This is a genomic window from Xanthomarina sp. (assembly GCF_035306705.1).
Taxonomy (GTDB): Bacteria; Bacteroidota; Bacteroidia; order Flavobacteriales; family Flavobacteriaceae; genus Xanthomarina.
This window is the reverse complement of record NZ_DATGNO010000010.1, coordinates 1-9,939: the sequence shown is the minus strand read 5'-3', so window position 1 is coordinate 9,939 and position 9,939 is coordinate 1. Positions and strand designations below refer to the sequence as shown.

The 9,939-nt window shown below is 35.8% G+C and carries 9 protein-coding genes; 5 read left to right on the top strand and 4 right to left on the bottom strand.

Going from position 1 to position 9,939, the window contains the following annotated elements:
* The first annotated feature begins 46 nt into the window (after positions 1-46).
* Both trxA and VKY47_RS00630 read left to right on the top strand, forming a co-directional pair.
* The gene (gene trxA / locus VKY47_RS00635; RefSeq protein ID WP_324309523.1) at positions 47-343 is read left to right on the top strand and encodes a thioredoxin; all 297 of its coding nucleotides are present in this window, start codon (positions 47-49) and stop codon (positions 341-343) included.
* 216 nt (positions 344-559) lie between these two features.
* Positions 560-712, top strand: a complete 153-nt coding sequence (locus VKY47_RS00630; RefSeq protein ID WP_324309522.1) for a hypothetical protein — start codon at positions 560-562, stop codon at positions 710-712.
* Positions 713-783: 71 nt separating this feature from the next.
* On the opposite strand, the gene VKY47_RS00625 is transcribed toward VKY47_RS00630, so the two are convergent.
* The 3 genes from VKY47_RS00625 to VKY47_RS00615 all read right to left on the bottom strand — a co-directional run bounded on the left by VKY47_RS00625 (position 784) and on the right by VKY47_RS00615 (position 3,974).
* Positions 784-1,479 (bottom strand): RluA family pseudouridine synthase, encoded by a 696-nt coding sequence (locus VKY47_RS00625; protein ID WP_324309520.1) that lies wholly within the window; start codon positions 1,477-1,479, stop codon positions 784-786.
* Positions 1,480-1,614: 135 nt separating this feature from the next.
* Positions 1,615-2,433, bottom strand: a complete 819-nt coding sequence (gene panB, locus VKY47_RS00620) for a 3-methyl-2-oxobutanoate hydroxymethyltransferase (protein WP_324309519.1) — start codon at positions 2,431-2,433, stop codon at positions 1,615-1,617.
* 116 nt (positions 2,434-2,549) lie between these two features.
* Positions 2,550-3,974 (bottom strand): L-serine ammonia-lyase, encoded by a 1,425-nt coding sequence (locus VKY47_RS00615; protein ID WP_324309525.1) that lies wholly within the window; start codon positions 3,972-3,974, stop codon positions 2,550-2,552.
* 216 nt (positions 3,975-4,190) lie between these two features.
* On the opposite strand from VKY47_RS00615, the gene dnaK reads away from it, so the two are divergent.
* Both dnaK and VKY47_RS00605 read left to right on the top strand, forming a co-directional pair.
* The gene (gene dnaK / locus VKY47_RS00610; RefSeq protein ID WP_324309518.1) at positions 4,191-6,098 is read left to right on the top strand and encodes a molecular chaperone DnaK; all 1,908 of its coding nucleotides are present in this window, start codon (positions 4,191-4,193) and stop codon (positions 6,096-6,098) included.
* Positions 6,099-6,278: 180 nt separating this feature from the next.
* Positions 6,279-7,811 carry a M28 family peptidase gene (locus VKY47_RS00605; protein WP_324309516.1) on the top strand — a complete coding sequence of 511 codons (1,533 nt, stop codon included), beginning with the start codon at positions 6,279-6,281 and terminating at the stop codon, positions 7,809-7,811.
* A 183-nt stretch (positions 7,812-7,994) separates the two neighbouring features.
* On the opposite strand, the gene VKY47_RS00600 is transcribed toward VKY47_RS00605, so the two are convergent.
* A complete protein-coding gene (locus tag VKY47_RS00600) occupies positions 7,995-8,531 on the bottom strand; it encodes a hypothetical protein (protein WP_324309515.1) in 537 nt (178 codons plus the stop codon).
* Between the two features lie 346 nt (positions 8,532-8,877).
* On the opposite strand from VKY47_RS00600, the gene VKY47_RS00595 reads away from it, so the two are divergent.
* A complete protein-coding gene (locus tag VKY47_RS00595; RefSeq protein ID WP_324309514.1) occupies positions 8,878-9,825 on the top strand; it encodes an NAD(P)H-dependent flavin oxidoreductase in 948 nt (315 codons plus the stop codon).
* Positions 9,826-9,939: the final 114 nt, after the last annotated feature.

Sequence of the window (9,939 nt, the reverse complement as noted above, 5' to 3'; positions counted from 1 at the left end):
AATGAAGTGAGAGGTATTTGGCGCGTAAATTTTAATAAAGAATAAGATGAGTCAGTTTTCAGAAATAATTAATCAAGATAAACCTGTTCTTGTAGATTTTCATGCAGAATGGTGTGGGCCTTGTAAAATGATGTCACCCATTTTAAAAGAAGTAAAAGACAGCTTGGGCGAAGCAGTTACCATTTTAAAAATTGATGTGGATAAAAATCAGGCTTTGGCCGCAAAATATCAAGTTAGAGGTGTGCCAACCTTATTGTTGTTTAAGCAAGGAAAACAGCTTTGGAGACAATCGGGGGTGGTACAAAAAGAAGATTTAATACAGATAATTAAGAGTAATAATTAACGTTAGACGAACGAATTAATCGTTTAATTCTTATAGTAAACTGACAAACTTTTTGTCAGTGATTTTTGGTTGGTTTGAAAAGGCACTTTTAGAAATAAAAGTGCCTTTTTGTTGAAAATTTAAAAAGTATGTTATATTTACTGATTAAAGTCATTTTAAGTAGTACTTATATCACATATTTTTACAAAGAATTATAAACAACTAAACTCCTCGATTATGATTTCTCAAAACCTAGCCTTATACAATTGGAATAATGGCGTTATAATGATTGCTATTTTCGCTTTAGTGTGTATTGCATTAGTTGCAATTCTTATCAACTTTATGATGAGTGGAAAGAAAGAAGAAGACACCGAAGAGGAAGAGGTTTAATATATTTTGAATTCTACGCAGCCCACTTTTTTGTTTACGATTATTTGAAATGGTTTACTAGAAATTTTATTCTAAACACAAGCATCCCAAATAGGATCTTGAGGTAGGGGAGCTGTTACATCAATAGTTTCGTTTGAAACCGGATGTGTGAATTTTAAATTTCTGGCGTGTAAACTAATACTCGCATCTTTATTGCTTCTATCAAATCCGTATTTTAAATCCCCTTTAATAGAACAGCCAATACTTGATAATTGTACGCGTATTTGATGATGTCTGCCAGTTTCCAAGGCCACTTCCAAAAGAAAATAATTATCTAATTTTTTGAGCAACTGATAATGAAGAATTGCTTTTTTACCATCAGGGACTTCCTTTATATAAGCAGTCGACTTATTGTTTTTTGGATTCTTTCTCAACCAATGAATCAAGGTGTCTTGGTTTTTTGGTGGCTCCTGTTTTACTAAAGCCCAATACGTTTTTTGGGTTTCTTTATTGACGAACATTTTATTGAGTCTAGGCAAGGCCTTACTGGTTTTAGCAAACATTACCACTCCAGAAGTGGGTCTGTCTAATCTATGCACGACACCCAGATAAACGTTTCCAGGTTTGTTGTATTTGTCCTTAATATACTCCTTAACAACTTCACTTAAAGGTTTGTCGCCTGTTTTGTCGCCTTGAACAATATCTCCAGGCCGTTTATTGATTATGATGATGTGATTGTCTTCGTATAAAACTTGAAGGTTTTCTTTGTTTGAAAGTATTTTAGACACGGATTTCACGAATTTTCAAAAGATGGACTTTTATTATTACACAGCGTATCGCAGAGTTTTTATAGAGATTTACTGAGAAAGAAGTGTTATTTTAATTAGAAAACAGGTTTTTATAACTGATCACTGACCACTAAATTAATACTGCTCTTCGTCATTCGGGAAATCCTTAGACTTTACATCAGCTACATATTGAGAGATGGCCGAAGTCATATCTTCATATAAGTTCATATACCTTCTTAAAAAGCGCGGGTTAAACTCGTGCGTCATTCCAATCATGTCATGAAGCACCAATACTTGTCCATCAACCCCATCACCAGCTCCAATTCCTATAACAGGAATAGAAACACTTTCTGCAACTTCTTTTGCCAAGGCTGCAGGAATTTTTTCTAAAACAATAGCGAAACATCCAGCTTTTTCAAGCATGAGCGCATCTTGTTTTAATTGTTCCGCTTCTTCCTCTTCTTTGGCTCTTACTGTATAAGTTCCAAATTTATAAATAGATTGAGGCGTTAAACCCAAATGTCCCATCACAGGAATTCCGGCATTTAGAATGCGTTTAATGGATTCTTTTACTTCTTTTCCACCTTCTAATTTTACAGCATGTCCACCAGATTCTTTCATAATTCTGATAGCAGAACGCAACGCTTCCTTTGGGTCACTTTGGTAACTTCCAAAAGGTAAATCCACAACTACTAAAGCACGCTCAACAGCCCTTACCACCGACGATGCATGATAAATCATTTGATCTAAAGTAATAGGTAAGGTGGTTTCATGACCAGCCATCACATTACTTGCAGAATCGCCAACTAAAATAACGTCTACACCAGAACCATCTACAATTTTGGCCATGGTAAAATCATATGCTGTAAGCATGGAAATTTTTTCACCGTTAGCTTTCATGTCCACTAAGGTTTTTACGGTAATTCTTTTGTATTCTTTTTTTGCTACAGACATATATGTGGTTTGTTTTTTTTAATGGATGTAAAAATACTAAATAAAAGATTGTTTAGTAAAGCACAAAGCTAAAATTAGTTGATAATTAGAATTAATATACTTAATGATAGGTCTTTCTAACAATCAGGAATGTTTACTGCAACGGCCAATCCGCCTTCACTTGTTTCTTTGTATTTGGAGCTCATGTCCTTAGCGGTTTCCCACATGGTAGAAACCACCTTGTCAAATGGCACTTTTACGTGTGCGGGATCTGTATCCAAGGCTAATTCTGCTGCGTGGATGGCTTTTATGGCTCCCATGGAATTGCGCTCAATACAAGGTATTTGTACCAAACCACCAATTGGATCGCAGGTTAGGCCTAGGTGATGTTCCATAGCAATTTCGGCAGCAATTAATACTTGATCTGTAGAACCGCCCATTAATTCGCATAGCGCTCCTGCTGCCATGGCAGACGAAACACCAATTTCAGCCTGACAGCCTCCCATAGCTGCCGAAATTGTAGCACTTTTTTTGAACATGCTTCCAATTTCTCCAGCTACCAATAAAAACCGTTTGATATGATCGAAATTGGCCTCATGGTTTTCTATTACCATATAGTACATAAGCACCGCAGGAATTACTCCAGCACTACCATTTGTTGGTGCCGTAACCACACGACCTAAAGACGCGTTTACTTCGTTAACACTTAGGGCAAAACAGCTCACCCATTTAAGAATTTGTCTAAATTTTACTTCCGTTTGTCTTATGGTTTCCATCCATTCTTCAGGATTTGAATAAGGCAAACTTCCTTTTAAGGTTTCATGCATGTCGTAAGCACGACGTCTTACATTTAAACCTCCTGGAAGACTTCCTTCCGTATGACAGCCAATATACATGCACTCTAACATGGTCGTCCAAATACGTTGTAATTCAAAATCGATGGCTTCATCATCTCTCAACGATCTCTCGTTTTCAAGGACCACACCAGAGATCGGTAAATTTAATTGGGTACAATAGGCTAAAAGCTCCGTCCCTTTTACAATAGGATACGGAAAGGTATTTAGAAAAATCTCTTTGTTCTTTTTCGAATTTTTTCGTTCTTCCTTCACCACAAATCCACCACCAATAGAATAAAACGTCGATTTGGATTTTTTACCGTCGATAGTGGCTGTAAATATCATCCCATTGGCATGAAAGGGAAGAAATTCGCGATTAAAGATAATATCTGTTTCCGGATGGAAAGGCACAAATTTTTCATTATTAAAATGAAGAATTTTGTCCTTCTTAATAGTGTTTATAATACTTTCTATGGAATCTATAGGAATCATTTCAGGGTCGCCACCACTCAAGCCCAACATTACCGCGTAATCCGTAGCATGTCCTTTTCCTGTTAGAGATAAGGATCCATATAAATCGACGGTTATCTGTTCGACTTGGTCGAATTTATTTGCAGCTTTAAGTTCTTCTATCCATCGCTCGGCAGCACGCCAAGGGCCTAAAGTGTGAGAACTAGAAGGACCAACTCCTATTTTAAGCATATCGAAAACCGAGATACATTCCATCATAATATTCTTTTTACAGTACCTACAAAGATATAGAGATTTAGTCACTTTATATCAGAAATAAAACAAAGTTTCCTATTAAAAAGTGACATCCTGTCATATTTTTTGGCATGGCACAATCATTGACTTATACAAAGCGAAACTAAAATGAATACAAGATTTCCGTAAATCTATTTTATACAAATAGGTCCGGACAAATAAAAACAAAATAAGATTATGAGTAAAATTATTGGAATCGATTTAGGAACAACAAACTCATGTGTTTCTGTTATGGAAGGGAATGAGCCTGTTATAATACCTAATGCCGAAGGAAAACGTACAACACCATCAGTAATTGCTTTTGTTGAAGGAGGCGAAATTAAAGTTGGTGATCCTGCAAAACGTCAGGCAGTAACAAACCCTACAAAAACGGTTTCTTCTATTAAGCGTTTTATGGGGAACAAATATTCTGAATCTAATACAGAAGCAGGGCGTGTACCATACAAAGTTGTGAAAGGTGATAATGATACCCCTAGAGTAGATATCGATGGGCGTCTATACACTCCACAAGAATTATCAGCTATGATTCTTCAAAAAATGAAGAAAACAGCCGAAGATTATTTAGGACAAACAGTTACAGAAGCTGTTATTACAGTACCTGCTTATTTTAATGACAGTCAGCGTCAAGCAACTAAAGAAGCTGGAGAGATTGCTGGTTTAAAAGTAAGAAGAATTATTAACGAACCTACAGCAGCAGCTTTGGCTTATGGTTTGGACAAAAAAGGAACCGACCAAAAAATCGTTGTATTCGATTTTGGTGGAGGAACACATGACGTTTCTATCCTAGAATTGGGAGATGGCGTTTTTGAAGTACTTTCAACTGAAGGAGATACACATTTAGGTGGTGACGACGTAGATCAAAAAGTAATTGATTGGTTGGCTAGCGAGTTTAAATCTGAAGAAGACATCGACTTACGTTTAGACCCAATGGCTTTACAACGTTTAAAAGAAGCTGCTGAGAAAGCGAAGATTGAATTATCTTCTGCACCTCAAACAGAAATCAATTTACCATATGTTACAGCTACTGCTTCAGGACCAAAACACTTGGTGCGTACGTTAACTCGTGCTAAATTCGAGCAATTAATAGACGATTTAGTAAAACGTACCATTGCGCCTTGCGAATCTGCTTTAAAAGCCGCTGGTTTATCTAAAAGCGATATCGACCAAGTTATTTTAGTAGGTGGTTCTACACGTATTCCAGCCGTACAAGAGGCTGTAGAAAAGTTCTTTGGAAAATCTCCAAGTAAAGGTGTAAACCCAGATGAGGTGGTATCTTTAGGAGCAGGAATCCAAGGAGGTGTATTATCTGGAGATGTAAAAGATGTTTTACTATTGGACGTAACACCTTTATCTTTAGGTATTGAAACTATGGGGAATGTTATGACGAAGCTTATTGAGGCAAACACAACTATTCCTACAAAGAAAAGTCAAGTGTTCTCTACAGCTGCAGACAATCAGCCATCTGTTGAAATACATGTACTACAAGGAGAAAGAGCTATGGCAGCCGACAATAAAACTATTGGACGTTTCCATTTAGACGGAATTCCACCAGCAAAAAGAGGAACACCTCAAATTGAAGTAACTTTCGATATTGATGCGAACGGAATTATCCATGTAACAGCAGGAGACAAAGCAACAGGAAAAACACAAGACATTAGAATTGAAGCGTCTTCTGGTTTAACTGAAGATGAAATCAAAAAAATGAAAGCTGATGCTGAAGCAAATGCTGAAGCTGATAAAATTGCTAAGGAAAGAGCTGAAAAATTAAATGCAGCCGACGCCATGATTTTCCAAACTGAAAGTCAGCTAACAGAATTTGGTGATAAATTATCTGATGATAAAAAGAAACCAATTGAGGAAGCACTTGAAGAATTGAAAAAAGCTTACGAAACTAAAGATATTGCAGTTATCGATCCAGCTTTAGAGAAAATCAACGAAGCTTGGAAAGTAGCTAGCGAAGAAATGTACAAAGCGCAAGCTGATGGACAACAAGGTGGACCAGAAGCAGGACCAGATGCAAATACTGGAGGCGATACTAACCAAGAAAGCGACGTAGAAGACGTAGATTTCGAGGAAGTTAAGTAATAAATTCCTGCGAAGGCAAGAATCTCAAACAAACGCAATCTCCCGATAACTATCGGGGTTGATTGCGTTTTTTTTATTGAAAAGAATAATTTACCAACAAAACTTAGTAAAATCTCTTTTCTTCCCTACATTCGACAATTAAATTTTTAAATCCATACTTATTTTTTAAAACCCTTACTCATGAAATTAAAATTCTCCCTCATTTGCCTACTTTTTATAGGATTCTTATTTAATGGCCATTCACAATCTGTAAGTACAGATGTGATGTTGGAAAAAATTAAAACCGAAGGCTTTGAAAACTCCCAAGCCATGTCCATGTTGGGCGAATTAACAGATGTATATGGCCAACGTTTAACAGGCTCCAACGAGTATTTGGCAGCAGCCACTTGGATGTCGGATAAAATGACATCCCTAGGATTGCAAAATGTGCATTTTGAATCCTATTGCGACGATTGTCGAGGCTGGAGTTTGGAAAGTTTTCATGTGGAAATGGTTTCTCCAAACTACATGCAAATTTCTGCATACCCATTAGCCATGTCAAAAAGTACCGAAGGTCTTGTTACCGGAGAAGTCGTTCATATTAAAGGATATAAACACTTAGATTCCTTAAAGCTTCAGTTTTCCGGAAAATTAAAAGATAAAATTATTTTATTAGGCCCTATCCCAACTAAAAAGTCTTTAACCGACACACTTTTTCAAAGATATAACGATGAAGATTTAAATAAGATGGCAAAACAAGCTTCAGCCGAGGAGGAGCAAACTCCTTTACCTGAATTATTTGAATCATGGGAAACAAGTGATGTTAGGGAAGAAGGATTTCTTAAGTTTATAGAGGCAGAAGGTGCTTTGGCGGTGTTAACTTCCCGCTCTATGTATTTAGGTGTTTTGCATCCAGATGGCACTTATTTTTATAAAAATGGGCAATTAAAACCTCTACCTTACTTTACCATTATGCCTGAACATTTTGGCAGACTGGCCAGAATGATCGCATTGGACGTGACTCCAAAAATTCGTTTAAACCTAGAAACTTCCTTTTATTCAAAACCAGAAAACAATGTGAATATTATTGCAGAATTAACCGGAACCGATAAAAAATTAAAGTCAGAAACCATTTTGGTTGGTGCCCATTTCGATTCTTGGCATTCGGGAACTGGCGCTACAGATAATGGCGCAAATTCTATTGTTTTGGTAGAAGCTTTAAGAATTCTGAAAAATATAGGATACAAACCTAAAAGAACCATAAAAATAGGACTTTGGGGAGGCGAGGAGCAAGCTTTTTTAGGATCGGCTGCATTTGCTAAAAAGCATTACGGCAGATTGGATGAAAAGCCAAATTTAGAATCGACCAAAGTATCTGTCTATTTAAATTTAGATAATGGCGCAGGAGCTATTAGAGGATTATATCTTCAAAACAATGCGTTTGCAAAACCAGTATTAAAAGAGGTGTTTTCCTCTATTCCAGATGTTACTGAAGGCGTTTTAACTATTGAAAACACGTTGTCCACAGATCATGAAACTTTTGATCATTACAACATTCCTTCCTTTCAATTTATTCAGGATCCACTAGATTATTATTCTGTAACACATCATACCCAATTGGATTTGTTGGAATATGTTCCAGAGCAGGATGTTATAAAAAACGCTGTTATTATGGCTTGGACCATTTATTCACTTTCAGAAAATAAAGAAAAAGTGCCTAGAAAGGTTTTATAAGAACCTAAAGTGAAAATGGCCTATTTTAAATTTATATAATAAAAAAACGCAATCACCCAATATCTATTAAGAGTGATTGCGTTTTATTAAAAGAATAGTTAATTACCAGTCTGCCTCTAGGTTTGAAAGGAAAATAAAAATATCGATTAAAAATAACACGCAGCTAGCAATTATTCATGATTTTTAAAGGATATCCCCATTGATACTAACTTTTATTACCTTTTTGTTATCCTCTTTTTTAATTTTTAATTTGTATGCTTTTTTGGCATCTTCCTTATGGTAATAAGTAACTAGATACTTATCGCTATCTATCATCCAACCAGGATATTCTTTATAAACGGCATTTCTTACAGCAGCAGGAAGGACCACATCGTTATATCTTTCAACAGATTTTAATATTTGACCATCGTTGTTATAAGTAATGACTATTTGTCCTCCATTAGTAGATACATCTTTAAAGATAACTTCATAGGCTTCAAATTGACTGTCAAAAACTGGAGATTCAGTAATTTTAAATCTAGCAGCTATGTTCTCAAGGATTACCGCTTCTTCTGGAATATCCTCGCTGTAAACCGCATTCAAATAATTCAGGCTTGATGGATTGCTTGGAGAAGAAATAACCACACTAGCCAGTTGCACTTCTACTATCTCTTTGTCTGCTTGAGAGAAACTTAGGTTGGCAAATCCTAAAAAAAGTAAGCCAATACAAATTGTTTTCATAATCTTAGAAATTTTAAAGGGTTAATTAAAAAAAATCTAATTTTAAAGATGGTTTTTGATTTAATAACTTGATGTCCTATTCATTTTTTGGTTTTTGATTCATGAAATAGTGGTTGGTTTATTGAATCATTTAAAATTACAAATAAAATTAATATTTATTTATTTCCGTAAATGCGTCATTAAGAATAATTTATGAAAAGTTTAAGACGGTTTAATGAATTTGAAAGTGATTTAAGACAAGTGAATAATGACTAACAAAAAGTTCTATTTAAATTTACTATGCGCGCATACTATTTTTGTATATTTGTGAGTCAAGTTTCTTAATCTACATCAAACAATACTTTATATGCAAACCAAACTTACCCAACTTTTAAACATAAAATATCCTATTATTCAAGCTCCCATGTTTCTGGTTTCTAACACAGCCATGGTTATTGAAGCTATGAAAGGTGGTATTGCAGGATGTATCCCGGCGTTAAACTACAGAACTTTGGACGATTTACGTGCAGCCATTAAAGAATTGAAAATGGCGAAAGTGGCGGGAGGATCCTTCGGGTTTAATCTTATTGTAAACAAGTCCAATTTAAAATATAAAGAGCAACTTCGCGTCTTGTGCGAAGAAGGTTGCGATTTCATTATTACGTCTTTAGGAAGTCCCGAAGAAACCATTAACCAGGCACATGCTGTTGGAATTAAAGTGTTTTGTGATGTTACGGATTTAAAATTCGCAAAAAAAGTTGAAGAACTAGGTGCTGATGCGGCCATAGCTGTAAACAATGAAGCTGGTGGACATAGAGGCGAATATACGCCAAAGGACTTAATAGAACTTTTAACTAAAAATATTTCCATTCCAGTTATATCGGCAGGAGGCGTAGGACGCAAAGCAGATATTGATGAGATGTTAAGTTATGGGGCTGCAGGAGTTTCTGTGGGAAGTCCGTTTATTGCTTCCATTGAAGCCCATGTCACCGAAGAATACAAACAAGCTTGCGTGGATTATGGAGCCAAGGATATTGTAATGACACAACGTATTTCTGGAACACCATGCACAGTAATCAATACGCCTTATGTACAAAAAATTGGCACTAAGGAATCTTGGTTGGAATCTGTTTTAAACAAGAATAAAAAACTTAAAAAATGGGTAAAAATGATTCGTTTTTCTATAGGAATGAATGCCACAACCAAAGCAGCTACTCAAGCAACTTACAAAACGGTATGGGTTGCGGGACCAAGTATTGAACATACTCATGCCATATTGCCTACTCGGGGGATTATTGATAAACTGATTCAATAGTTTTTTTCGGGAATTCGGTTTTCACCCATTAAAAATGCTGAATTATCTGAAATTTTTAAAAGGCTTTCGCGAGCGAAACAAATGGTTTTCTTCTTTAAGTAGTATCTTTGCATC

Excerpts from the sequence above, each read along its gene's own strand:
- trxA (WP_324309523.1), top strand. The coding sequence starts at position 47 with ATGAGTCAGTTTTCAGAAATAATTAATCAAGATAAACCTGTTCTTGTA.
- VKY47_RS00630 (WP_324309522.1), top strand. The coding sequence starts at position 560 with ATGATTTCTCAAAACCTAGCCTTATACAATTGGAATAATGGCGTTATA.
- panB (WP_324309519.1), bottom strand. The coding sequence starts at position 2,433 with ATGTCTGTAGCAAAAAAAGAATACAAAAGAATTACCGTAAAAACCTTA.
- VKY47_RS00615 (WP_324309525.1), bottom strand. The coding sequence starts at position 3,974 with ATGGAATGTATCTCGGTTTTCGATATGCTTAAAATAGGAGTTGGTCCT.
- dnaK (WP_324309518.1), top strand. The coding sequence starts at position 4,191 with ATGAGTAAAATTATTGGAATCGATTTAGGAACAACAAACTCATGTGTT.
- VKY47_RS00605 (WP_324309516.1), top strand. The coding sequence starts at position 6,279 with ATGAAATTAAAATTCTCCCTCATTTGCCTACTTTTTATAGGATTCTTA.
- VKY47_RS00600 (WP_324309515.1), bottom strand. The coding sequence starts at position 8,531 with ATGAAAACAATTTGTATTGGCTTACTTTTTTTAGGATTTGCCAACCTA.
- VKY47_RS00595 (WP_324309514.1), top strand. The coding sequence starts at position 8,878 with ATGCAAACCAAACTTACCCAACTTTTAAACATAAAATATCCTATTATT.